The sequence below is a fragment of the Helicobacter sp. CLO-3 genome (genome assembly GCF_001854545.1).
Classification (GTDB): Bacteria; Campylobacterota; Campylobacteria; order Campylobacterales; family Helicobacteraceae; genus Helicobacter_B.
This window is the reverse complement of record NZ_MLQN01000003.1, coordinates 32,393-57,973: the sequence shown is the minus strand read 5'-3', so window position 1 is coordinate 57,973 and position 25,581 is coordinate 32,393. Positions and strand designations below refer to the sequence as shown.

The 25,581-nt window shown below is 46.4% G+C and carries 20 protein-coding genes; 5 read left to right on the top strand and 15 right to left on the bottom strand.

What is annotated here, in order from left to right; genetic code table 11:
* Positions 1 to 7: 7 nt before the first annotated feature.
* The 4 genes from mqnP to BKN38_RS01390 form a co-directional block, all read right to left on the bottom strand.
* Positions 8 to 925, bottom strand: coding sequence for a menaquinone biosynthesis prenyltransferase MqnP (gene mqnP / locus BKN38_RS01405; RefSeq protein ID WP_082942460.1), 918 nt, complete (start codon positions 923 to 925; stop codon positions 8 to 10).
* 267 nt (positions 926 to 1,192) lie between these two features.
* Positions 1,193 to 1,735, bottom strand: coding sequence for a DUF502 domain-containing protein (locus BKN38_RS01400; protein WP_066454250.1), 543 nt, complete (start codon positions 1,733 to 1,735; stop codon positions 1,193 to 1,195).
* A gap of 12 nt (positions 1,736 to 1,747) precedes the next feature.
* Positions 1,748 to 2,695 (bottom strand): LEA type 2 family protein, encoded by a 948-nt coding sequence (locus BKN38_RS01395; protein ID WP_066454248.1) that lies wholly within the window; start codon positions 2,693 to 2,695, stop codon positions 1,748 to 1,750.
* A gap of 111 nt (positions 2,696 to 2,806) precedes the next feature.
* The gene (locus BKN38_RS01390; protein WP_172798596.1) at positions 2,807 to 4,150 is read right to left on the bottom strand and encodes an MFS transporter; all 1,344 of its coding nucleotides are present in this window, start codon (positions 4,148 to 4,150) and stop codon (positions 2,807 to 2,809) included.
* Between the two features lie 283 nt (positions 4,151 to 4,433).
* Between BKN38_RS01390 and rdgB the strand changes: the two genes are divergently transcribed.
* Positions 4,434 to 5,060 (top strand): RdgB/HAM1 family non-canonical purine NTP pyrophosphatase, encoded by a 627-nt coding sequence (rdgB, locus tag BKN38_RS01385; protein ID WP_066454247.1) that lies wholly within the window; start codon positions 4,434 to 4,436, stop codon positions 5,058 to 5,060.
* A 281-nt stretch (positions 5,061 to 5,341) separates the two neighbouring features.
* Here rdgB and BKN38_RS01380 read toward each other — a convergent pair whose 3' ends face one another.
* The gene (locus tag BKN38_RS01380) at positions 5,342 to 6,319 is read right to left on the bottom strand and encodes a transaldolase (protein WP_066454352.1); all 978 of its coding nucleotides are present in this window, start codon (positions 6,317 to 6,319) and stop codon (positions 5,342 to 5,344) included.
* A 247-nt stretch (positions 6,320 to 6,566) separates the two neighbouring features.
* On the opposite strand from BKN38_RS01380, the gene BKN38_RS01375 reads away from it, so the two are divergent.
* The 3 genes from BKN38_RS01375 (at position 6,567) to BKN38_RS01365 (ending at position 9,670) form a co-directional block, all read left to right on the top strand.
* On the top strand, positions 6,567 to 7,760 hold the full coding sequence (locus BKN38_RS01375) for a hypothetical protein (protein WP_066454244.1): 1,194 nt from the start codon (positions 6,567 to 6,569) through the stop codon (positions 7,758 to 7,760).
* 101 nt (positions 7,761 to 7,861) lie between these two features.
* On the top strand, positions 7,862 to 8,992 hold the full coding sequence (dnaJ, locus tag BKN38_RS01370; protein ID WP_066454242.1) for a molecular chaperone DnaJ: 1,131 nt from the start codon (positions 7,862 to 7,864) through the stop codon (positions 8,990 to 8,992).
* A 57-nt stretch (positions 8,993 to 9,049) separates the two neighbouring features.
* Positions 9,050 to 9,670 (top strand): hypothetical protein, encoded by a 621-nt coding sequence (locus BKN38_RS01365; protein WP_066454240.1) that lies wholly within the window; start codon positions 9,050 to 9,052, stop codon positions 9,668 to 9,670.
* Positions 9,671 to 9,866: 196 nt separating this feature from the next.
* Here the strand turns inward: BKN38_RS01365 and BKN38_RS01360 are convergent, their stop codons facing one another.
* The 3 genes from BKN38_RS01360 to BKN38_RS01350 all read right to left on the bottom strand — a co-directional run bounded on the left by BKN38_RS01360 (position 9,867) and on the right by BKN38_RS01350 (position 14,408).
* Positions 9,867 to 12,761, bottom strand: coding sequence for a PD-(D/E)XK nuclease family protein (locus tag BKN38_RS01360; RefSeq protein ID WP_066454238.1), 2,895 nt, complete (start codon positions 12,759 to 12,761; stop codon positions 9,867 to 9,869).
* 139 nt (positions 12,762 to 12,900) lie between these two features.
* Positions 12,901 to 13,473 carry an HdeD family acid-resistance protein gene (locus BKN38_RS01355; protein WP_066454231.1) on the bottom strand — a complete coding sequence of 191 codons (573 nt, stop codon included), beginning with the start codon at positions 13,471 to 13,473 and terminating at the stop codon, positions 12,901 to 12,903.
* Between the two features lie 329 nt (positions 13,474 to 13,802).
* Positions 13,803 to 14,408 carry a hemerythrin family protein gene (locus tag BKN38_RS01350; RefSeq protein ID WP_066454349.1) on the bottom strand — a complete coding sequence of 202 codons (606 nt, stop codon included), beginning with the start codon at positions 14,406 to 14,408 and terminating at the stop codon, positions 13,803 to 13,805.
* 367 nt (positions 14,409 to 14,775) lie between these two features.
* Between BKN38_RS01350 and bioB the strand changes: the two genes are divergently transcribed.
* On the top strand, positions 14,776 to 15,726 hold the full coding sequence (bioB, locus tag BKN38_RS01345; RefSeq protein WP_066454229.1) for a biotin synthase BioB: 951 nt from the start codon (positions 14,776 to 14,778) through the stop codon (positions 15,724 to 15,726).
* 84 nt (positions 15,727 to 15,810) lie between these two features.
* Here the strand turns inward: bioB and BKN38_RS01340 are convergent, their stop codons facing one another.
* The 7 genes from BKN38_RS01340 to pta all read right to left on the bottom strand — a co-directional run bounded on the left by BKN38_RS01340 (position 15,811) and on the right by pta (position 25,551).
* Positions 15,811 to 16,650 carry a 4-hydroxy-3-methylbut-2-enyl diphosphate reductase gene (locus BKN38_RS01340; protein WP_066454226.1) on the bottom strand — a complete coding sequence of 280 codons (840 nt, stop codon included), beginning with the start codon at positions 16,648 to 16,650 and terminating at the stop codon, positions 15,811 to 15,813.
* A gap of 60 nt (positions 16,651 to 16,710) precedes the next feature.
* Positions 16,711 to 18,159, bottom strand: coding sequence for a 3-phosphoshikimate 1-carboxyvinyltransferase (locus BKN38_RS11595; protein ID WP_066454223.1), 1,449 nt, complete (start codon positions 18,157 to 18,159; stop codon positions 16,711 to 16,713).
* 1 nt (position 18,160) lies between these two features.
* Complete coding sequence (gene pheT, locus BKN38_RS01330; RefSeq protein ID WP_082942458.1) at positions 18,161 to 20,698, bottom strand: phenylalanine--tRNA ligase subunit beta; 2,538 nt, start codon at positions 20,696 to 20,698, stop codon at positions 18,161 to 18,163.
* Positions 20,698 to 21,708 (bottom strand): phenylalanine--tRNA ligase subunit alpha, encoded by a 1,011-nt coding sequence (pheS, locus tag BKN38_RS01325; protein ID WP_066454220.1) that lies wholly within the window; start codon positions 21,706 to 21,708, stop codon positions 20,698 to 20,700. The genes pheT and pheS overlap by 1 nt, the downstream gene beginning before the upstream one ends.
* A 306-nt stretch (positions 21,709 to 22,014) precedes the next feature.
* Entirely contained in the window at positions 22,015 to 23,094 is a 1,080-nt protein-coding gene (gene flhB, locus BKN38_RS01320; RefSeq protein WP_066454218.1) for a flagellar biosynthesis protein FlhB, read from the bottom strand.
* Between the two features lie 3 nt (positions 23,095 to 23,097).
* Positions 23,098 to 24,180, bottom strand: a complete 1,083-nt coding sequence (gene mqnE, locus BKN38_RS01315; protein ID WP_066454216.1) for an aminofutalosine synthase MqnE — start codon at positions 24,178 to 24,180, stop codon at positions 23,098 to 23,100.
* A 363-nt stretch (positions 24,181 to 24,543) separates the two neighbouring features.
* A complete protein-coding gene (gene pta / locus BKN38_RS01310; RefSeq protein ID WP_070957652.1) occupies positions 24,544 to 25,551 on the bottom strand; it encodes a phosphate acetyltransferase in 1,008 nt (335 codons plus the stop codon).
* Positions 25,552 to 25,581: the final 30 nt, after the last annotated feature.

Genomic DNA, 25,581 nt, shown 5'->3' with positions numbered 1-25,581 from the left:
ACCAAATTTAAATCGTCCGCATAAGCCCATCTATCACGATGCACGCCAGCAGCACAAAGCCAAGATAGCCATTTGTCGTGAAAAATGCCCTTGGGATATTGGCAAAATCCCTATGCACCAAATACTGCTCATAGATAAGCATACCCGCACTAAGCGCTATCCCCACCCAGCCAGCCGCGCCGATGTCCGCCACATAGGCAAACGCGCACCAGAATCCAACCGCTAGCACATGAAACACACGCGATATGCGAAGCGCGCCGATGACGCCAAAGCGCGAAGGCACAGAAAACAGCCCCTCTCTTTTATCCACCTGCAAATCCTGCAATGAATAAAGTATATCAAATCCCGCCACCCAAAACACCACGCCAAGTGCGAGAAGCACGCACCATAGCGTGATAGCGCCCTCTATCGCAATGACCCCAGCGATGGGTGCGAGTCCAAGAGAAATGCCTAGCACGATGTGGGCTAGCGAGCTTACGCGCTTCATGAGGCTATATCCGCCAAGAATCACCAAAAATGGCACGCTTAGCGCAAATGCTAGGGTGTTGATAAAATACCCCGTAATGATAAAAATCGCTGCATTTACCACGCAAAAGATTATCATCGCTCTGACAGAGATTCTGCCATCCACGCTTGGGCGGCGCTTGGTGCGATCATTACGGCTGTCGATGTCTTTGTCGCATAGGCGGTTAAATCCCATGGCAAAATTGCGCGCGCTAATAAGTGCTATAACGCACAAAAAAAACACGCGCCAGCCCGCCCAAACGCTGGCATTTACCTCGATAGATGCGACACACATAGCAATAAGTATGAAGGATGCGCTAAAAATAGTGTGTCCTAGCATCACAAGCTCGCTGAAGTTGGCAAAGGCACTTGCGATTTTGCATTTTTGGGACTTTGTTTTGCATTCTTGTAGATTTGACATTTTTCCGCCTAGTTTGATGCTTTTGTAGTTTTTGCTTGCCTTGGCTTTTAGATTCTAGATTCTGGCTTTTAGATTCTAGAATCTGACTTTTTAAGCCTCAAATCCCAGAATCTAGTTTTTGGTTTCTAGCTTTTTAGATTCTAAAAATCCGGATTCTAGCTTGTGATTCTGACTTTTTATTCTCGCTTTTTTATTCCAGCCTTTTTAAGCCCCAGAATCCAAAATCTAGATTCTAGCATATTTATTTATATCTCGCGACTTTTTGGCTTATTTTATCCCAAGCGAGACGACTTTTTTCAGCCCATCGGCCACGCTTATATCAGTGCGCTCGATTTTTTCTTTTTCCACGCGGAAAAGAAAGCCAGAGGTAGGATTTGGCGTTGTCGGGACAAACACCCACAAATGCTCATCCTCCTCTTTGGTGATAAATCCCACCACCTTGTGCTCGCCAAGCTGCAAATAGCCCACGCCAAGATATTGCGTGTCGCTGCTGCCAGAAAACATTTTTACCATATCTTTGATGACATTGTATAACGAATCAACCACCGGAATCTTGTTTATGAAAAACTCCGAGATTTTAAGCAGTATGAAGTCTTTTTTGGTCTCGAGCAGATGCCCAGCATACGCCAAAATCAGCAGCAAAATCAGCAAAATCGCAAGCGTGGCAAAAAGATTATTAGCAGTGGTGTTAAAAATCACGCCGATAATGCGCGCCAAAATATCATAGGCAAATTTCAGAATCCAAATCAAAATGATAATGGGCGAAAGCGCCAAAATCCCTTTTCCCACAAGCCTTAAAAGTGATGACATGTATTCCCCTTTCTAGAATTCAAAGTCCAGCTTCAAAGGCACCGGATATGCGATGTCGCCTAGCTTGATTGAGCTTTGCAAGGATATGTCGTTTTTGGCATTGCCGCCGCTTGGGAGCAAGAAGCCTAGGACATTTTCGCTAAGGCTTTTTAGCGGCAGCGCGATTTGTACGCTATCGCTGCTTGTTTGGCGCACTTTGGCAGAGCCTTTGAGATTTTTGCCATTTATGTTTAGATTGTAGCCCACATCCTCTAGCGCAAACGCGGCGCCACTCTCGTTTTTGAGGCTAAATTTCAGCGACTCGCTATCGATTGTATCGACGCTAAATTTGGGCTTGAAAGTCGGCAAATCATACGAAAAACTCTCATCAAACGAGAAGAAATCCTGCATTTTGGTTTGGCTCAAATCAAGACTTTGGATTTTGGGTAGCGGGATTTTGAAGCGCGCTCGGATAGCGATAGGTAGGGATTTTAGCGAATTGTAATCCTTGATGCTAGCCCATAGCGCGCTAGGTTTGATGCTGATTTTTGGTGCGATAGTCGTGCTGGAGGATGCTTTTAGCGTGAAGGTTTGCGCGATAGCACTTGATGCCACTTCGCTATTTTGCACGCTAAGCGAGATGAGGACGCCATCTAGCGATAGGGGCGTGTTGTAGGGGTTTTTCACGCTTAGCTGCACAGCAAAATCGATGCCTTCAAGGCTTATGGATTCTAGCTTGATGCCAGCGATTTTGGCTTCTGGGAGCAGCGTTTTGGTGGCGATATCTTTGGCGGTGCTAGTGTCTTTGATGCACGCGCTAAAAAGCAGGGCGATTGCTATCAAGCACGCGATTAGCGCGATTTGGCGCGCGCTTTTTTGTGCTTTTTGCTTGCTTGATAGAGCGGTGGCGGAGTTTGGTAGCGCTATTTTAGCAGCCGAGTTTGACAGAGTCATTTTGGCGGAGTTTGGCAAATGAGTCATTTTGGAATCCTTATCGTGAAATAATCTTTACGCGCAAGTATAGCCAAAAGTGCGCAGATATGCGCCAGAATCTAAAGCGGCTAGAATCCAGATTTTGCCTAAATGCCAGCGTTATTTTGCGTATTTATCTGCTATGGCTTGCGCGGCGGCGGTGTCTAGGATGGCGCTGTCATATTTTAGCACGATGACGCCTTCTGTCGTGTTGATATAGCATTCTATTACGCCAGAGCTATTTTGCAGTGCGTCTATCATTTTTGTATCATAGTCGCTTATGGGGAGATATAGGTTTTTTTGTTTGGCTGGGTTTTTGATGAGCGCTAGGCTTGCAAGCCACGCTAGGCAGATGACTCCAGCAGTGATCGCTGTGCCTATCATGCCTAGATGCTTGTAAGCCAGCCCGCCTACCATCGCGCCTGCGAAGTTGCCAATGTATGCAAAAGTGGTAAAAATCCCAAGCGCGCTGCCTCGCTGCGGTGCTTTGGCGTATTTGCTAGTGAGGGACTGCATGATAGGCTCAAGCGTGGCAAATCCGATGAAAAACAGCACCACGCCGATGACAAACACCCACATCTTGCTGGATTCTGCGCCAAGCGCTAGCACCACAAATGACAGCAAGAAAAACACGATGCCATAGCTCATCACGAGCTTTGCTTTGGCGTGCTTTTCTGCCAAAATGCTAGCGGGCGCTAGCGCAAATATGCCTAAAATCGCGCCGGGCACATAGATTTTCCATAAATCGCTTTCACCAAACCCCATTTTATCCACAAACACCAGCGGCACGATGACAAAAACAATCATCATAAACGCCTTTTCCAAAAACGAGCTTAGATTCATAATAGCCAAGTTTTTATCGCCTAGCACGGAGCTCCAGCGCAAATCTTGCTTGAAAGAATACTCGATTTTAGGCGTGGGCGGGACAAAAAACTGCAAGAGCAAAATCGCCACAAGACTAAGCCCCGCGGTGATGAAAAATAGCCAATCCACGCCAAGATACGCGCCAACGATAGGTCCCAAAAGCATCCCAAGCGTAAAGCTAGCGAAAATCCCCCCGCCCATGATAGCCATAGCGCTTGTGCGATGCTCTTCTCTCACAAGATCTGAAATCTGCGCGCTCACCACGCCGCCCACAGCGCCAGCGCCCTGTATAAACCGCCCGATGATTAGCATATAAATGCTATCAGACAGCGCGCACACGATAGAGCCCGCCATAAAAATCAGCAAGCCAAAAATCACGATTTTTTTGCGATCAAATCTATCGCTTAGCACGCCAAAGGGCGTTTGAAAAATGATTTGCGTAAGATACGCACCACCCACAGCAAGCCCTAGCAAAAACGCGCTGACACCGACTTCTCCGCCAAACTTTTGCGCCTCTAGCGAAATCACAGGAAGCACGATAAAAAGTCCCAAAAACCTAAGACAAACCACCAGAGTGAGAGGAATACTTGCTTTCAACATTTGCATAAACCTTGTTTAATATTATATAATTGGCATTATAGCTAATAATTTTCTCAAAAATGCAATAATTGTGCGATAATACAAAAGATTGTCAGTTTGTGGGATTTTGTGGATTCTGGACTGGCGGATTTTGGGCGGCTAGAATCTAAATTGGCTAGAATTTAAATTGGGTAGAATCTAGTTTGGCAGAATCCAAATTAGCTAGAATCCAAAATGACTGGAATCTAGTTTGGCTAGAATCCAGATTCTGACTAAATGCAGCTTAAATCTCAAAGGAGAAAAAATGTTTAAGTTTATCATAGCTAGCAGCAATCAAGGCAAAATACGAGAATTTCAAAGCATGCTAAGCGATATGGGCGAAGTGATAAGCCAAAAAGAGGCAAACATCCACATAGAGCCAAAAGAGAGCGGCGAGACATTTGAAGAAAACGCGCTCATCAAGGCAAAAACGATATTTAACACCCTGCCAAAAGACTCCAAAAACATCTTCATCCTAGCCGATGATAGCGGAATCTGCGTCGATGCGCTAGATGGCGCGCCGGGTGTGAAAAGCGCGCGATACGCAAGCCCCACCTCGCACAACGCCAGCGATAGCGCCAATCGCAACAAACTCATAAGCGAGCTAAAAGCAAAGCAAATCGAGCGCTCAAAGGCGAAATTTGTCGCTTGCATAGCGCTTGTAGGGGAGGGCGCGCATGGCGAGCGGATAGAGTTTAGCGCGATAGGCGAGTGCGATGGCGAGGTGATAGCTGAAGAGCGCGGCAAAAACGGCTTTGGCTATGATAGTATGTTTATCCCTGAAGGCTTCACGCAAACGCTCGCCGAAGTCGCCCCAGAAGTCAAAAACGCACTATCCCACCGCCACAAAGCACTGCAAAAAGTGAGGGAGTATCTAAGCGTGCTTGAGTAGTTTTTTGGGTTCTCCTATGGGTTTGAGTGATGCAAATCACATATTTAGTTCAACAGTATTTTGCATAAAAATGCTTGCAAAATATTATACAAATACATAATGTCATCTATTATTTTATGGTATTTTAAGGGTATAAAATTTAAGATCTGACAATGGCACTTTGTTTAAAATTTGGATTTTGGCAGCAATTTTAAATCTACCAAAAATCAAAAACACTATAAAAATTTTAGGTAAAAATTGCCGAGGTGAAATTTAAGAGGTAAAATTTAATAGAGTATTGCCTACACCACTGCGAGGGCTTTTAGCAGCTCGCCAAAGGCATTTTTGAAAGCCACCACGCCATCATCAAAAAGCCTTTTTTGCAAACCCTCCAGTGTCTGCCCGCCTACATTCATTTTGCCTATCTCATTTAGCGCATCTTTGGCGCTCATCCACTCTATCGCGCGCTCTCTTGATGAGTGCAAAAACGCATCGATAGTCGCCAGCGGCGCGGTATTTACGCTATGAGGTGCGATGAGATTAGTGATGTAAAAATCTGGCGTAAGCCCTGCGAGCTTCGCACCAGTGGAGGCAAAAAGCGTGCGGATATTTGGATTTTTAAAAGATTCTATGATGTCATAGCAAGCCATCGCATTTAGCACGCCTAGCCTTGGCGGCATCGCGATATCGCTAATCGCAGAATCAAAGCGCGAGACAAACACGCTAATCACAGCACGCGCGTTTGTTTTGGCGTTTTTATCAAAAATTTTGGCGCATTCTCTGGCTTGGTCTTGGGAGAAAATCAGCGTCGCATTAACATTGATACCCTCTGCAAAAAGCGCGCCCATCACCTCATAGCCAGCCTTTGTAGCGGGCACTTTTATCATCACATTTTCATGCTCTATCGTCTCAAAAAGCCGCTTGCCTTCATCGATACTCGCCTTTGCATCATCACAAAGCGTGGGGTCTATCTCAATGCTTATGTATCCATAGTCTTTATCCGCTTCATACAGCCCTTGAAGCATCTGCGCGGCAAACTTGATATCTTCTATCGCTAGTGCTTCATAGATGCCTTTTGGCGCTAGATTCTGGGATTTGCATTGCGCGATTTGGTCTTTGTAAGCGCTTGAGTGCAAAATCGCATTGGCAAAAATGCTAGGATTGCTCGTAGCACCGACAAATCGCGCATCTTTTATCAGCGTCTCAAACTCGTTTTGCAAAAATCCGCGCTCGATAAAATCGCACCATAGGCTAAAATTTTTGATGCTTGTGGTTTTCATGGGTTTCCTTTTGGAGTTTTCCTTTTGGGTTTGTGTGTTTATGCTTTGCACCATTATGCGCGCCATGCTTTGCATAATGTTTTTACACAATGTTTTACACAATAGTTTGACGGAGGGAATTTTAGCAGACTTAAGCCCTTTTAAAATACATTTTTTTTATAATCGCGCTTTTATTGTGTCAAATATCGCGATATGCGCGCCGCGCGCGTCACAAACTAGAATCTATAAACTTTGCTTAAGGATATTTATGAAGTATTTTTCATGTGGCTTTTTTAGGCATTTTTCGCAGATGATGCGGATTTTGTGCGCTTGTGTGCTCGCGCTTTTTGGCGCGCAGATTCTGCAAGCAGCGCCTGCACCCGCACAAGCAGAATCCACACCCGCGCAATCCACGCAAAAACAAGCAGAATCCAAATCGCTAGATTCTAGCGCGCCCTCTGCTTTTTCTACTAGCAAAAACGCTCAAGGCATCCAAAACGCGCTAGGCGCGCAGGGCATCCAAAGCCTAAACACCCCAGCACCAAGCACCAGCCAAACGCCACAAAACGCGATAATAGATTCTAGTCAGATTGAGCCATATTCTATCTATATGCACCGCTACAACACGCGCTTTGACAAGCCAAACAATATCCGCGTGCAAGCTATAGGCGGGGGCGCGAAAATCTTTGATGCTAGTAGCTATTATGGCGGGGGCGTTTTCACTTATGATGGCATCATCGATCGCTATCCGCTTGGCATGATGGTGGCATATCTTGGCAGTAGCGGCGATGTCGTAGGCGCCACACTTGCCGCGCAAAATACGACAAATAGCATAAATCAGCTAGAAAAGCCCACACTCTCGCACACAGCGCAGCTTGGGCTCTATAGCGATATGTTTTTGGAAGCGCATCATATATCGCTTTTTGCCGCGCAGAGTTTCAATGCGATGCGTATCAGCAGGCTAGATTCTGCCCTAGAATCTAGCAAGTCATGGCTTATCTCAAGCACTACAAATGCAGAAATCGCGTATGGCTATGTCTTCGCGCTAAATAGCGCTGGCAGCTTCATAGAGCCACTCGCGCGCTTCCACCTCCACACGCTTTTTAACATAGAAAAAAATAGCCTCGATCTCCCCACCTACATTTTGCGCTCAAACATCGAGCTAGGCGTGAAATACCAGCAGTTTATGGGCGCGCATGTCCTGCTTTATATCACGCCTGTTTTTCGCCAAGATATAGGCATCATAGGCGCGGATATTTTCTCGCGCATGATGGCGATAAATGCCGATAACAGCGTGGTTTTCGCACTGCCAGATAGCAAATATCGAAGTCAAGGCGTGCTTTCTTTTGGGCTAGAGTTTCGCGCCAAAAAAAATATAGACGCACTTCTTGGCGGATATGGCATATATACCAGCGATGCGTATGCGTATGGCGCAAATCTTGGGATAAAAATATTGTTTTAGGCAAGCCTTAAGTCAAAATTTGGCAAACCAAAATTTGACGAGTAGCATTAGCAAAATTAGAGCAAGCAGAGAAGAAAGCAAACAAAAAGGAAAAGCGGAACATGGAAAGTTTTGATTATTATGAAATACTAGAGATTGAAAAAACTGGCGATAAAGAAATCATCAAAAAAGCCTATCGCAAAATGGCGCTAAAATACCACCCCGACCGCAATCCCGGCGACACGCAAGCCGAGGAGCGTTTCAAGCAGATAAATGAGGCGTATGAGATTTTGAGCGATGATAGCAAGCGCGCGATATACGACCGCTATGGCAAAGAGGGGCTAAAACAGCAGGGCGTGGGCTTTAGCGGGCGCGATTTTAGCGATCTTTTTGGCGACTTGGGCTCGATTTTTGAGCAGTTTGGCTTTGGCGGGGGCAGGAGCAGGGCTAGGGGCGATAGCGAAAAATACGAGCTAGACTTTTTGATGCACTTAGAGCTTAGCTTCAAAGAAGCGGTGTTTGGCTGCAAAAAATCCATAAAAAGCGTGTATAAAGCGCCTTGTAGCGATTGTGGAGGCAGTGGCTGCGCGGATGGCAAATCTAGCACATGTCCTGATTGTCAAGGGCGCGGGCAGGTGTTTGTCCAGCAAGGATTTATGGCGTTTGGGCAGACTTGTCCAAAATGCAGGGGGGAAGGCAAAATCATCACCAATCCTTGCAAAACCTGCAAGGGCAATGGCTTTGTAAATAAAGAGGAAAAATTTGAAGTGGATGTGCCAGCGGGTGTGGATAATGATATGCGTCTGCGCGCTGCAAACCGCGGGAATGAGGGCAAAAATGGCAGGCGGGGCGATTTGTATCTAGCACTTTATGTCGAGGATGACCCACATTTTATACGCGATGGAAATGATGTTTATATGCGCGTCCCGGTGTTTTTCACGCAGATTCTGCTAGGTGCAAAAATCGAAATCCCCTCACTAAAGGGCGATAAACTAGAGCTAAATCTCCCGCCAAACTCCAAAGACAAAGAGCAGTTTGTCTTCGCTAATGAAGGCGTGGCAGATGTCAATACTGCGCGCAAAGGCAGGCTTATCGCGCAAATCGAGATAACCTACCCAAGCAGCCTAAATAGCGAGCAAAAAGAGCTGCTAGAGAAGCTAGATTCTAGCTTTGGCATACATAGCAAGCCTTATGAAAATGTGTTTAAAGAGGCGTTTGAGAAAATCAAAGGCTGGTTTAGCGACAAAAAATAAGCGCCAAAAATGGCTAAAAAATAGCCCAAAAGCCCAAAGCAAACTTAAGGAGAATCTATGCAAAAGCGCTCATATTGTGCTGTGAGCTTAGAAATTTATATGGATGATTTTGCACCGCTTGAGATATATGAGGTGCTTGGTATGCGCCCAAATGAGTGCAAGATAAACCACGCCGCGCCGCTTGTGGCGAGCTATCAGAATTGGCGCGAGGAGCTAGAAGACTACCAAAACGCGCATGTGCAAAGGCTGCTGCAAAATGCGAGCAATGCTAGCGCAGAATCCAAAACTGCTGGCTTTGATTTTGCTGATGAGGATTCTGTTGATGCAGATTCTGCCGATGTAGATTCTGTAGATTCTGCAAGCACCGCAGACGCTGCAAACATCGCAAACACTAAATACACCGCGCCAAGCGCACCGCCCGGATTTTACAAAATACACTCCAAAAACATCACACCAGAATCCTTCCGCAAAGAATGCGAGCGCTTCATATCGCGCATCGACAAAAAGCACAAAACACTACAAATCATCAAAGAAGAATACAACGCATTTTTGGTGCTAAAAATCTTTGCTTTTATCAACAAAAAGGACAAGCTAGCGCTAAACCTATCCGCCAAAGTCAGCCAAGTCTGCGCGCGACTAGGTATCAGAATCGTCACGCAAATCGAAGTCATCGGGTAGATTCTGGCGAGCATTAAAATTTGCAAGCAGCCAAGAATCAATCATTACGCGTTTTATTTAGTTTGTGCATATACTATTGGTTGAAATTTTTGTAAATTATAGGGTGGCTTACCCAATAAACTACATGATACTATTTTATACATAAATCATCACAATGGCTAGCTTACAGTATTTCAAGAATCGTTTATTTTTTATGTTATGCGCGGTCGCACATTGTGGTGTAGGGGCAGTAGCGGCAGTTTTCGTATTTTTCGGTTTTGGCGAAGTTTATCTCATGGCTAGCCTCATCTAGCGCGCCTAAAATCTCCTCTCTAGCTTGCGCCATTTTCTCATCTGCTGGGATAAATAGCGGTGATTTGTCGCGTAGATAATACACGCCTGTCACAAAAGCGCTTTGATGAAAAGCACTTGCCAGAAAATCACTTGAGTGAAAATCGTTTGAGCGCAAATCGCTTGTCTGAAAATCGCTAGCCTTAGAGCCGCCCTGCAAAATACCGCCAGAATCCAAAAACAGCGCCGCACCGCCATTTTGCAAGCTCACATTTTCGCTAGATTCTAGCAGCAGTTTATAAAACGCCAGCTGCCTTATGTGCTTATCTGCATTTTGTGGCTTGGAGGCGTATTTATAGTCGATTATCACATAAGTATTTGGCGCGATTTTATCAATCCTATCGATTTTGCCTTGCAGTAGATGCGCTGCACCCCCATGCTTTATGCTGGATTCAAACGCGCGCTCAAAAGCGATGAGCCGCATCACGCCAGAATCTTTTGCGCGCGCCCTCTCGCTTTTCCAAAAGCCTTTCATATTAGCAAGCAGCATTTTGCATTTTAGCATGCTGGTATGTCCTAGCGGTGCGCTGTTTTCTGCGATACTAGATTCTAGCATGCGCGCAAAATCCGCCCTGATATCACGCAGCAGCGCCTCATCGACCACCTCGCCCATATGCGCGCTATACGCACGCTCGAGCGCCTCATGCACCATATTTCCCATATCTTTGGCAGGCGCATCGCTTGGCGGCTCTTGCAGAAAAAGCACATACCGATAGTAAAATCTACGCTTGCACTCGATAAACGCATTCATACTCGTAGCCGAAAATGTGTGCTGTGCGATCCTGCCGCGGATGTCTTCCTCCACATAAGGCTTCACCGCGCCTTTGGCAAATAGCGCGTATTGCTTGTCGCCATTACTGATTTTTAGATTCTGCTCTGCTTGCAGCTCATCGAGCATGCCAGCAGCGCCCATCTCATCATTTTGCACGAAGGTGAGGAAAATCTGCTTGTGCGTGTTGCAAAAAAGCTGGTGATAATAATGTTTTTGCAAATCTTGGCGGTCTTTTAGCGTAGGCATATTGAGGCTTTGGCGGATCGCGCTGTTTAGGAACATATCGCTATCTTTGATGCGCGGGATGAAGTCCTCGTTGAAATCCACGACAAAAGCATAATCGCACTCAAGCCCGCGCGTCTCGAGAATCCCCATCACGCGCACCTGCCCGCCGCCCACATCATCGATATGCAAATCATTAGCAAAGGCGATGATAAGCGAGATAAGATTCTCCCAAGAAAGCGCGCGCAACTCGCCACTAACCATACCTAGCTCAAAGAGAAAATCTAAAATCTGCGTGCGTAATCGCATGCCAAAAGGACAAAGCGGCAGAGAATCTATAAAGGGCAAAATGTCTGGTGGCAAGGGGGGCTGGGGGGATTCTGGTTTTTTAGATTCTGGCGCGCTTGATTCTGGAGTGGGTTTTTGCGAGGTAGAATCTAGCGCGGATTCTGCGCTGGATTTTTGCGTGGATTCTGGCGCGCTTGATTTTGGCGCGGTGTGTTTTAGTGGTGTGGATTCTAATGAGGCAGAATCCAAATTTTCAGATTCTAGCGCGGATTCTGCATTTGTGCTTGCTGGCGCGCTTTGGCTGGCTTTGGCAAAAATGTGGATAAAAATAGATTCTAGAAGTTTAAGCGTCAGCGCGCTTTTATCATCGCTAGCAGCGCCGATAGCCAAAAGCGCGCTTTCTAGCTTTTGCAAAAACGCGCTGTGTTTGGGTGAGAGCGCTAGGCTTTTTCCCATGGCGTAGTTTAGGTTGTGCGCGCTATCAAGGAGGGCTAGATACTCGCCAAATCCTTCATCTGGCACGATGATAGCGATCCTATCGCCGCGCACGCCGGATTCTAGCAGCTCGCGCACCTTTTCTAGCACGAAGCTGCATTGTGCTATGCGGATGTCAAAATAAAGCGCGCTAATGGGTGCGAGCGTGCGCGCTGGAGTCGCCAAAATGATGTCGCTTGCAAAGCTTGGAGTGTGGCTTGCGCGCGCGCTTGGCGCGGTGGATTCTGCAAGTCCTTTAGATTCTACCAATTTCGCAGAATCTAAACTAGAATCCACAGAATCCAAACTAGAATCCGCCCCATTTACGCCTATCACATACGACGCGTTTGGCTCTATTTTCTCATTTAGCCATAGAAAATGCCTATAGTTATAAGCATCCGTCTGCAGATGTATCCGCAGTGGCACAAGCGCGCTTGCAAGCACGATAAGCTCTTGCTCCTTTGGATTCAAAAAGCCATCTAGATACACCTCCACCGCGCTAAAACTCTGCAAAAATTCCGCAATCGGCTGTGCTTTTTCATAAGGCAGCGCGAAGCCATGATCGCGCAGTTTCGCGCAAAATCTCGTATAAATCTCGCTCAAAATCTCCAAATGCTCGGCATAATCCGCATAAATATCTCGCAATGGAATCTGCGCAAACTCCACCTTGTGGCTGGCGATCTCGCGAAAAAATCCGAGCAAAAAATCGCTGCCTTGCAAATATCCCAAAAAGCTTTTTTCAAATGTAAGCAGGCTTGTGATACTTTTGGCGCTGCTTTTTAGGATGTCTTGGAGTATCGCATAGAGGATGATGCGCTGGATTCTGGCGGGCGCTATGGATTTGCGCGGGATGATGAAGGCTGATGAGAAAAACTCGCCAATGCTCATCGCCTTTGGCATAAGCCCTTCTTCCTCAAATCTAACCTCTTGGCTTTTGTAAAAGCTAGAGATAGCCCGCTGGCTCGAACACACGATAAGTCTGTCATCAAGTCTGTTCTCTAGCATTTTTGCTCCATTTTGGCGTGTTTTGTGTATTTGGCGCGGGCTTAAAATCTAGCGCGAAGTTTTAGATTCTAGATTCTCGCGCGCTTTAGATTCTAGGATTTTTTAGAATCCGACACTTTTAGATTCTAGCTTTTGGCAATTATCTTGCGCCAAAAAGTCGGCTGACGCCCCAAAATCCCAGCAAAGAAGCCATGCCAAAAAGCGCAATAAGCACAGAAATCATGATACCAATCGTGATGCCGCCCACTTGCGGGAAAATGACAAAAATCATTGAAGCCGCGATATTTACAATGCCAAGAAGCAGAATCCACCACCAAGATTTGATGCCGACCTTGCGTATATCAAAGGCATAAATAAGCGCCAAAATCCCGCGAAACATCGCCACAAACGCCACCAAAAACACGATAGTAAGCGAGGTGAATTCTATCCCAACAGCCATGAAAATCACCGCAAAAATAAGGTTGAAAATCCCATCTAGCAGTAGCACCTGCGCGCCGCCATGACTTGTAACAGAATCCGCAAAAAGCTCTTTGCTAGCCTTTTTGATACGAAAATAATACACCAAATCCACCACGCCGCTAATAATAAGAAAAATCGGCAGCAAAAACGCCACGCTAGCGAGCGTCTCTAGCGGCGTAAAGCACCCAGCGATACCGCCCACAATCATAATGCAACTAAACAAAACCCAAATAATACTTCCAAAAACGCGCATGATGCACTCCTAAAATTTAAGATGAATTGCTTTGGATGATTTGCGACTTACAAAGTTTGGCGCTAGATTCTGCTATTTTGCGTCATTTTGCGAAAATCTCAACGCGCGCATAAATTTTTAAACGCGCGCAAAATCTCAAAACGCACGCCAACAGCCAAAACAAAAGCAGAATTTTAAACGCAAAAAGTTAATCACACCGCGCCCAAAACGCAAAAATATTGCAAAAATATCAAAATCAAAATATCCCAAATCAAATTCGCACCAAAATTATCAAAACAAGCCCGCCAAATCCTGCTTATATCATTACTCCCGCCCCATTCGGTCAGCCTTTATTTCCCCTGTCTCACTGGCGCATCTTCTACAAACTCAATCTTTGCATTGCATTTTTTGCAGTGATAGCTCTGCCCGCCGAGAATCTTTTTATGCACCGTTTCTAGCACGCGGAAAGATTCTCGACATTCGCATCTATAAAAATGCCCTATCTCGATATTTATCTCCTCTTTTGTGCTGCCATCCTCGCTGCCGCCATCAAGCGTTTGGGAGTTTTTGTATTCTTCATACCATTGCTCGATTTTCATATCCTCTTTCATGATATGCTCTACGAGCCAGTCGCGCGTGATTATCGCTAGCTTTTGTTTGAAGTCGTATTTGATGTTTTGGATGAGATCAGTGACGCGCTCGATCATTTCTTTGTGGATTTCGCGGTGATCGGCAAGATGTGGGTAGCGGATCTGCTCCATATACGCCTCTTCATCGCGGAAGTGAAACTTCATATAATCAAAAAGCTCCATCAAAATCGTCTTTATCTCGCTAGAATCCACTTGTTTATGGATAAGGATAGCCGCCCTTTTAGCGATGTCAAAAAGCTTTTGGTGTTGCTTGTCGATGTGATTGTTATGCACGCTATATTTGTCATCCCATTCAGGAATAAACATTGCAAACCCCCTTTTCACCCCAAAATATTTTTCATTATACTTTAAAAAACGCTTATAAATGCTTAAAAGTTTGCTTTGCGCGCGCAAAGTGTAGAATCTAAATGCTAGTTTTGCGCAGTCTTTGCGTGGCGCGCTAGATTCTTGCAATCAAGATTTTTGCAATCGAGATTCTGGCGTTTGGATTCTGCTGGCTAGATTCTGGCGTTTAAATTTTTGGCATTTTAGATTCTGGCGCAAACTTTTGCAGCAGAATCTAGCACGCAAACTTAAGGTATTTAAGATATAATGCCACGCTTATTTTAGCGCGCAAAATATTTCAAGCAAATCCACGCGAGCAACTAGCGCGCAGACACCGCAAGGAGCGAGCATGTCTTATACTTTTGAAAAAGCCAAAGAGATTTTTAGCCAGCCTTTTATGGAGCTTTTATACCAAGCGCACAGCGTGCATAAGGCAAATTTCTCGCCAAACACCATCCAAACAAGCACGCTTCTTAGCGTAAAAACCGGCGCTTGCTCGGAAAACTGCAGCTACTGCGCGCAGTCATCGCACTATGACACCGGCGTAAATGTCGAAAAAATGCTAGATAAAAATGAGATTCTAACACTTGCCAAACGCGCCAAAGACGCCGGCTCATCGCGCTTTTGCATGGGTGCATCTGGCAGAAGTCCGAGCGAAAAAGATCTAGAAAAAATATGTGAAATCATAAAAGAAGTGAAAAATCTAGGGCTTGAAACATGCGTCACGCTAGGGCTACTCTCAAGCGAGCAAGTAGGCAAGCTAAAAGATGCGGGGCTTGATTTTTATAACCACAACATCGACACTTCCAAAGAATACTACTCCCAAGTCATCTCCACGCGCACCTTTGAAGATAGACTCGATACGCTTTCAAATGTCCGCGATGCGGGGCTAAAAATCTGCGCTGGGGGCATTCTAGGCATGGGAGAGAGCAATGATGATCGCATCAAAATGCTAGTGATGCTAGCAAACCTGCCTATCCCGCCAGAATCCGTGCCTATAAACCAGCTCGTGAAAATCCCCGGCACCCCGCTTGCCAACACGCCTGATGTAGATAAGTTTGACTTCGTGCGTATCATAGCACTTGCTAGAATCCTTATGCCAACCTCTTATGTGCGGCTCTCTGCTGGGCGCAAGGCGATGAGCGAGGAGCTGCAAGCGCTTTGCTTTTTTGCCGGCGCAAACTCGGTGTTTTATGGTGACAAACTGCTAACCACCACCAACGCAGCCCCAAGCAATGATGATTTGCTATTCCAAAAGCTTGATTTGGAGAAAGAAAATTTCATCGAGATGAAGGCGTAATGGGATTATCATTAAGAAAAGCAACACAAAAATGATATAAAATTTTCTGTTATTAAAAACATCAAGCAAAATATTATTGTTTATTCACACCGCTTCGATGTAGGCGCGCACTTTTTGCACTATCCAATCCGGCGTAGAAGCGCCCGCACTCACGCCACACAGCTTTTTGCCTTCAAACCATTCTTTTTGTATCTCATCCTCATTTTCGACCAGATAGCTATCATGGCATTTTTCTTTGGCTATCATATAGAGCTGCTTGGTGTTTGAGGAGGTCTTGCCGCCCACGATTATCATCACATCCACCTCGCCGCTTAGCTCCCGCGTGGCGTTTTGATTGTCAAAAGTAGCGTTGCAGATGGTGTTGAAAATCCGCACTTCCTGCGCGTTTTCGATAAGATAGCAAGCAATTTGGTTAAATTTTTCTATCTGCTTGGTGGTTTGTGAGATGAGCGCTACTTTGCGCGCGATTTTTTGCGCTTTTAGCTCTTCGAGGCTAGAGATGACTATCACGCTAGCACCCTCTTTGGCATAGCTACGCACGCCTTGTATCTCTGGGTGCGTCGCATCGCCAAAAATCACTATTTCATACCCCTCATTACTCATAGATTCCACGATTTGCTGGGGTTTGGTGACAAAGGGGCAAGTCGCATCGACGATGTTAAAATGCTTTGCTTTTATCTCTGCTAGGTCTTGTTTTGGGATGCCATGCGTGCGGATGATGAGCGTCGCGCCTTCTTGCAAATCGCCCAAATCATCGCGGTTTTCTTTGAGCCCGACATTGTAATTTTCTTTGAGGCGGTTTATCTCTTGGTAGTTGTGGATGAGCGGCCCTAGCGTGTGCGCGTCTTTGTTGCGCTCGGCTATCTTGATAGCGCGCTTCACGCCAAAGCAGAATCCATGCTTTTTGGCTAGCTTGACTTGCATTTTTTTCCTTTGTTTGGGGCTAGATTCTGGGCTAAATTTGGCGGTGGATTCTGCTTTATACTAAGCATCTAGCGGCTTAAAATCCACGCCGACTTTAGCAATCTCGCCCAAAATCTCGATAAAGTTTGGAAACGACACCGCGATGCATTGCTCATCCTCGATTTTTACGCCACATTTGAGTCCAGCGATAGCAAAACTCATCGCCATGCGATGATCGCCAAATGACTTCACCACGCCGCTAGAAAATTCCCCGCCTTTTATCGTGTAGCCATCCTCTTTTTCCTCGCATTCTATGCCAAGCACCCTTAGATTCTCTAGCAGCGCGCTGATCCTGTCTGTCTCTTTGACGCGCAATTCTTTGGCGTTTTTCACCTCGCTTATCCCCTCCGCGCAGGCAAAGGCGATGCCAAGTGCGGGCAGCTCATCGATGAGCCAAGATATGCGCTCCTCGACCACCACCGCGCGCAGTTTGTCATGCGCCACATAAATATCGCCTATCTCTTCATACGCGCTTTGTTTGGTGTGGATTTCTACTTTTGCGCCCATGTCTTTTAGCACTTTGAATGCCTCGATGCGCGTGGGGTTTAGCAGCACGCCTTTTAGCAAAACTTCGCTCTCTGGGATGATAGCAGCGGCGAGCGCGAAATAAAACGCGCTAGATGGATCAGCTGGTATGCTAAAATCTAGCGGGTCGAGTTTGGATTCTAGCGGGTTTATGCGGATTTGCAAAGCGGCGGAGTTTGGGGCGCTAGAATCTATTTTGTTTGCGCGAGAATCTATTTTGCCAAAATTCGCCCCAGAATCCAAAACGCCAGATTTTTTGCTAGATTCTGCGCCAGAATCTAAAACGCGAGAATCCACCCCAGAATCTAAAACACCAAAATCCACTTGGAGCCTCGCCCCCATCCCGCGAAGCATCCGCTCGGTATGATCGCGACTTAGCTCATTTTCTCTATATACGCTTGGCTCGCTCGCATGAAGCGCAGCTAGGATCATCGCGGATTTTACCTGCGCGCTAGCGATGGGGCTTGTGTAGTCAAAGCCCTTTAGCTGCCTGCCTATGATGCCTAGCGGTGCGAGTCCATTGGCGCGCGCGTGGATCTCTGCACCTATCGCGCTAAGTGGTTTTATGATGCGATTCATCGGGCGCGCGCAAAGATACTCATCGCCACTTAACACAAAAAACCCGCTAACCCCGCTAAGCAGCCCAGCATACAGCCGCATGCCCGTGCCCGCATTGCCACAATCAAGCACGCAATTAGGCTCGGCAATGTGCTTTGGCGGTGTGAAGCGCATGGTGTTAGAATCTAGATTCTCGACTTTCAGCCCCAAATGCTGCGCGATAGCAAGCGAATGCAGTGTATCCTCGCCTTTTAGGTAGTTTCTAATGATGCTTGGTTTATCGCTAAGCAGGCTAAAAATCGCGCAACGATGCGAGATCGATTTATCCGGCGCGATAGAATCCACCTCCAAAGAAAAGCCAGAATCTAGGCGAGCGACACTTAGCATTTTACGCCTTTAGCTTGGCTTGGAAGCTAGATTCTAGCGCGGCTAGGATGCCTGCCATGCTTTGTGCCAGCTGCTCTTCTGTGAGACTCGCGCCACTTGGCATAAACACCGCGCGGATGGTTAGGGATATCTGCTTATCGCTTGACTTTTCTTTGTAAATATCTAGCGGATAAAGCGCGTGGAGATGCGCGATATTAGATTCTAGGATTTTCTTTTTTATCGCGCTAAATGCGATATTTTCATCAATAAGCACGCTCAAATCGCGCTCATTTGCATGCAAGCGCGCATAAGGCTTGGCTTGGCTAGGCGTCCTATCTGGTATCTTTTCAATCACTGCGAAAAACACCTCACAAGAATCCGCCAAATCAAGCTTGCTAGCAAACGCCGGATTTAGCATAGCAATCATTCCCAGAGGCTTTTGCGTGGTGGATTCTATGATTTTGGCACTTTGATAGGGGTGGGCGTAATGCGGTGGATTCTCATACGCCACCAGCTCAAACTCGCCTATAATGCGCGAAACTTCCTCACTAAATGAGTAAAAATCACGCTTTTGTCCCTTAGGATATGGGTATGCTTCTTTGGTAGCCAAACCGCTTGCGACAAGGGCAAGTTGTTTGGATTCTGCCCTTTTGGCATCATACACGATGCCTAGCTCAAAGGCTTTGATGTTTTTGTATCCCAAGCGATGATTGCGCGCGACAGAATCTAAGAGGGAAGGCAAAAGCGAAGTGCGAAGCGTGTCTAGCTCGCTAGTGATGGGGTTTGTAAGCTCGAGGCTAGATTCTAGCGTGTCAAATCCCCATAATTCAAGCTTTTTGCGCTCGCAAAACACATAATGTATCGTCTCATAAAATCCCGCACTTATCGCGCGCAAGGCGATATCGCGCTCATTTTGATAGCGCAAAAATACTTCATTTATCCCGCGTTTTTGCGCGCCAGAATAGGGAATAGAAGGGATATTTTTGATTCTATAGATTCTCAAAAACTCCTCTGCCACATCTTGCGCGGTGTGTATATCATGCCGATAAATAGGCGGCGTGATGCGGAAAAATACGCCATCGCCATCGGCGTCTATTTTGAAGTTTAGCCGCTTTAACACGCTAGCGACATCCTCTTTCTCCACGCGTTTGCCTAGCACTTCAGAGATGAAGCCAAAAGTCATATTGACATACTCGCGCTTGCCTTCGTTACGCATCTCGACTTCTTGATGCCCAGAGTAGATAGAGCATTGGGTGAAAGCATTTAGTATGGAGCACAAAAGATTCATCCCCAAAAGCAGCTCTGGATTGCTGCCGCGCATCGAGCGGTAGGTGATTTCTTTGTCTTGTGGGAGTTTGTTGGCAAAGAGGACTTTTGATATGGATTCTGGGTTGGTGTAGTTTGCTTCGATAATGATAAGCAAAGGAAAATCGCTAATCTGCGCCTCATCTATCTCGCTTTTTACGCCGATGGTGGCGAGTTTGTTGCCTTGATTGTCATAGATAGATTCTAGGCTGTTGCTGTCTTTTTTGACGCGCAGGGTGATTGGCGATTGGTTGATTATCGTCTCGCCAGTAAATTGGCTTTTTGGCAGCGATTCTTCATGCACTTTTGGCAGCGGGTAGAGGTTAAACAGCACACCACTCATAAGCGTGACAAATGCTTTGTAATTTTGCAGCGCGCCTTGTTTTAGCAAGCCATTGTAGGCTAGGATTATTTGGTGTGCTAGCATGCTTTGGGCGGATTTTATCTCGATAGCTTTGTATAAAAGCAGAGAATCTATATAGCCTTCTACGATAAGATTTAGCGCGCGCCCCACGCCAAAGACTAGGCCATACTCCTCCTCTTTTGGCAAGCGCACGCTTAGGCTATACGCGCAGGCTAGCTCTCTTGCTATGCCTAGCACGCTTAGGCAGTCGCCGCGGTTTGGCGTGATAGAAATCTCGATAAGATAGTCAGAAAATATCGGATACTCATTGAGTGGCTTGCCGATGACTAGCTCGCCGATACTAGAATCTAGCACCATGATGCCTTCATTTATCTTTTGCAATCCAAGTTCAGTGGCAGAGCATATCATCCCACAGCTTTCAATCCCTCTAAGCGTGGCGCGCTTGATGATAAGCGACTTTGGCGCAGAATCCGCTTTATTAGATTCTGTTTGGCTAGAATCTGCTTTATTAGATTCTTTTTCTTTAGCGCCTTTTTCGTTCTCGCTTTTTGCGCTAGATTCTGCTTTGGAATCCTTCTGACTCGCTTGATTTATCGGCAGCACCGCGCCTTCCATTGCAAGCGCGACAAACTGATCTTTTTCTACATTTTTCGCGCCACACACGATTTGAAGCGTCTGCGTGCCTACATCCACTTGGCAGACATTGAGTTTATCAGCATTTGGATGGGGCGATTTGGATATGACTTTGCCTACCACGACTTGTGAAGGGATATCCACCTTTTGCACGCCTTCTACTTCGATGCCGATGTCATTTAGCGTCTGACAAAGATCGTTTATATCTATGTTTGAAATGTCGATAAAATACGACAATAATGAAGTTGAAATAACCATTAAAACTGCTCCAATAATCGCAAATCTGTCTCAAAAAAGCTTCGCAAATCGCCAATACCAAGGCTTAGCATACAAAGCCGCTCTATCCCCATGCCAAAGGCATATCCGCTGACATTCTCATATCCCACCGCGCTAAACACGCGATCATCCACCATGCCACAGCCTAGCACCTCTAGCCAGCCAGTGTGCGAGCATACGCGACACCCGCTGCCTTTGCAAAAAATACAAGATATATCCACCTCCGCGCTAGGCTCTGTAAAAGGGAAAAACGAGCTTCTAAAGCGCACTTTCACATCGCCAAACATATATGCCAAAAAATCTTCTAATATATATTTGAGATTAGCAAAGCTTACTTTGCCAGCATCATCTACCACAAGCCCCTCTATCTGATGAAACATCGGAGAATGCGTGAGATCATAATCCCTGCGAAAAGTCGCACCGGGCGCTATCATCTTGATAGGCGGCTTTTGTGAAAGCATCGTGCGGATTTGCACAGGCGAAGTGTGCGTGCGCAAAAGCTTGCCATCATTGAAATAAAATGTATCTTGCATATCGCGCGCGGGGTGGTATTCTGGCAGGTTTAGCGCGGCAAAATTGTGAAAATCATCCTCCACCAAAGGACCCTCGCAAATCTCATAATCCATGCTCGCAAAATATTGGATAATCTTATCTTTGGTGTAGTTTATCGGATGCCCGATGCTGCGCTTGTGCGCGAGGTTAAACAAACTCACATCGATTTTTTGCTTTTCTAGATTTTCTTTTAGGCGCTCTTGTGTGAGTGTGGCTTTTTTGGATTCTAGGGCGGATTCTACCGCTGCGCGCAGGGTGTTTAGCTTGCTAGCAAGTGTCTTTTTCTCCTCGCCCGCAAGCTCGCGCAGTGAGGCGAAACGCGCGGTTATCTCGCCCTTTTTGCCTAGCGCTTCTATGCGGATAGATTCTAGTATCTCTAGCGTTTTGCTAGATGCGATTTTTTCTAGCAAGGACTTTTGCAGATTGTCTAATATCTCCATGATTTGCCTTTGATTCTTGTTTATTTGGCGCGCTGTTTGAAGGCTGGCGCGGGCGCTAGCTAATGCTTAGCTTTTAAGCCTGCAAGTCTAGCGCAATAATCTTAAGATTCTGCTTTGAAACTGCTAGCTTTGTGGATTCTAAGGACTTGGCTAGAATTTAGCGCAGTGCAGAATCTAGAGTGGCGCAGAATCTAAACTTTTGCAGAATCTAGATTCTGGCAAAACCCGCGCGCTCCATAGCAGAATCTAAATCGCGGCAGAATCCAAGCTGGCGAAGCGCAATAGAATCCACTTCCGCCCCAGATTCTACACCCATTCAAATGGCTTTTTGCCTTTGAGATAGCGCAGGCGATTGACCTCATGCAGCACGCTTATAATAGCGCCAAAAAACGCGCGCGGTATTTCTTGCTCGAGTTGCGCATCTTTGTAGAGGCTTCGCGCTAGCTTTGGATTCTCGATGATTTCGATTTCATTTTGTCTAGCGATGTCTTTTATTTTGATAGCTAGATGGTCTATCCCTTTTGCCACCACGCGCGGCGCGTTATCCTTGGCAGGCTCAAAAGCGATAGCCACCGCATAATGCGTGGGATTTGTGACGACTACTTTTGCCTCTGGCACGGCACTCATCATGCGATTCATCGCGTTTTTACGCATGATTTGGCGGATGCGCGCTTTTATCTCTGGATTCCCCTCATGCTGGATAAACTCATCTTTGACTTCTTGCTTACTCATACGCAATGTCTTTAGATATTGATAGCGCTTCAGCATAAAATCCGCAAACGCCATCACCGCAAACACGCCAAGCATCGTGCCGATGAGAATCAAGCATTTATTGCGCCACCAAAGGATTTGGTTCATAAGCTCCAGATGCGCCACGCCCGCAATATCATGCAAAAACAAAAAAAACACCGAGCCGCCGACAATGAGCGCTACAAGCACCTTTAGCGTTATCATCCCGCCATCCATAAGCTTTTTTAGCGAAAATACATTTTTTATCCCGCTTATGGGATTTATCTTGCTAAACTTTGGCTTTATCGCTTTAATCGTCAGCAAAAAACCAAACTGCATCACATTTCCCGCCACACCAGCAATAAGCAGCAGCAAAAATATCGGCAGTAGCATCATCCCAGCCACGCCTACAAGCGTCCAGATGATATCCACCACATCATTTGGCTTCAAGTCTTCTTTGGGGAAGGCGATGATGTAGAGGTAGATTCCGCGGATTTTCTCCAGCCAATAAGGAAAGAGAAAAAATATCATCGCAAGCCCTACAAACATAATAATGACGCCGCTAACCTCCGGGCTTTTGGCGACATTTCCCTCTTGCTTTGCCTTTTCTAGCTTGTGCGCGGAGGGGGCTTGCGTCTTTTCTTGCTCATCTGCCATTTGTTAGCAAACCCTTAGCTCATTATATAGGCTATCGCGCTCTATAGGTGTAAATCCCGCATCTTTGATTTGTGAGATCATAAGCTCTTGCGTCATGCCTTTTTTGGATTTCGCGCCGGCGGCGGATTGGATGCTTTCATTTTCTATCGTGCCATCCATATCATCCGCGCCAAACTCTTGCGCTACAAGCGCTAGATTTGCGCCCAAAGTCGCCCAATACGCCTTGATATGCGGGATATTTCTTAGCACAATGCGCGCTATTGCGATGGTTTTTAGCACTTCTTGCCCGCTTGGTGGCTCGCCCACACTTAGAAAGTTATTTTCTCGCTGATAAAGCAAAGGGATAAAGGCATTAAACCCGCCATTTTTGGATTCTACGATGCTAGTATCACACTGCGTATGCGCTAGGCGCAGCATGTGATCTAGCCTATTTTCCCTAGATTCTAGATGTCCAAAAAGCATAGTTGCATTACTCATTTTGCCGATGCTATGCCAATGCGCGTGAATCTCAAGCCAGCGCGTCGAGCTGACTTTGCCAGAGCAGATGCGCCTACGCACCTTTTCATCAAATATCTCCGCCCCCCCGCCGGGCATAGAATCCACCCCAGCGCGCGCCATATCTTCTAGCACTTTTTGATACCCCACGCCAAACTTTCTATCTAGATAATCCACCTCCGCTGCTGTCATTGCTTTTAGGTGGATTTCAGGAATCGCCTTTTTGACTTCTTTAAAACAAGTCATATACCAATCATACGAGTAGTTTGGGCTATGCGCAGATACGATATGCACCTCTTTTGCGCCTCGTTTGTAGGATGCTAAAGCCTGCGCGATAATCTCATCTATCGTCATTTCATAAGGATTTGGGTTTTTGCGACTCGCAGAAAACGCGCAAAACTTACACACATCCGCGCAGATATTAGTAGGATTTATATGCCGATTCATATTGAAAAACACTTTTTTGTCATACTTTTTGGCGCGTATTTCATTGGCAGCATTGCCTAGCGTGAAAAGCTCATAATCATAAAGCTTTGTAAGCTCTTGCGCGCTAAACTCCCTGCCTTGCAGGACTTTGTCTAATAAATCCATTTTTGCTCCTTTGGTTGCGTTGTCGCGTCGTGTTTTGTTGTTTAATTGGCCTCTTGAGATTTTATTTTGCTTATCCATATTGTTTTTGGCTCGCTATTTTACATTATTTTTACTTGTTTATTTTGCATTTTTTAAAATTTGGTTTCAGGCTTGCAATTGTCAAAAATAAAAAAATAAGGAGAGTATCATTGCGAGCGAGTGAAGCGAGCGCGGTAATCTAGCAAGAGTTTTTAACTTTTGCAGGATTTTATAGTGGCAAACTTTGCATTTTTTAACAACTTTTTAGCGCCTAGGGCTTTTGGCATTGCAAAAAGTATGCCAGCAAAGCCTCGCGTTTAGCTTGTTATTTTTAGATTCTAGATTCTACTCTTGCGTGGCTTGGAGTGCGGTGATAGCTACCACGCCTACGATGTCTTGGGCGCTGCAGCCGCGCGAGAGGTCATTTACCGGGCTTGCCATGCCTTGCGTGATAGGTCCATAGGCCTCCGCTTTTGCTAGGCGCTGGACGAGCTTGTATCCGATATTGCCCGCGTCAAGATCCGGGAAAATAAGCACATTTGCCCTGCCCGCCACGCTTGAGCCTTTGGCTTTGGATTCTCCGACACTTGGCACGATAGCCGCATCCAGCTGCAGCTCGCCATCAAGCGCGAGCGCGGGCGCTGCTTGGCGCGCGATTTTGGTAGCCTCCACCACCTTATCCACATCCGCATGCTTCGCGCTTCCATAGGTAGAATGGCTTAGCATCGCCACAAGCGGCTCTTGCTTAGTCAGCGCACGGAAGCTTTTGGCAGAGGCGAGCGCGATTTGCGCTAACTCGCTAGAATCCGGATTCTGGCACAGCCCACAATCCGAAAACAAAAAAGTCCCATTAAACCCATACGCACAATCAGGCACCACCATCGCAAAAAACGACGACACAAGCTTGCTATCAGGCGCTGTGCCAATTATCTGCAACGCCGCGCGCAGCACATCAGGCGTGGCGTTTATCGCGCCCACCACCATGCCATCTGCCCTGCCGCTTTTCACCAGCGCCACGCCAAAATACAGCGCATCATTCACTAAAAGTTCGCGCGCTTTTGCCTCGTCCATGCCCTTATGCCCGCGGAGTTTTACCAAAAGCGCGACAAACTCCTCTAATAACGCGCCATCATTTTGGCTGATGATGCGCGCCTTGCTTATGTCGAGGGGCTTTTTAGATTCTGCGATTTTAGCAGCGATGCTAGCCTCTTCGCCTACTAGCACGATGTCGGCAAAGCCTTCTTGCAGCACGATGTGTGCCGCCTCTAGCGTGCGTATGTCGCTAGTCTCTGGCAAGACGATAGTCTTTTTGCTAGCTTTTGCTTGGGCTTTGATATTTTCTATGAAGCTCATGGATTCTCCTTTTTGCGTGTTGCTTTATAT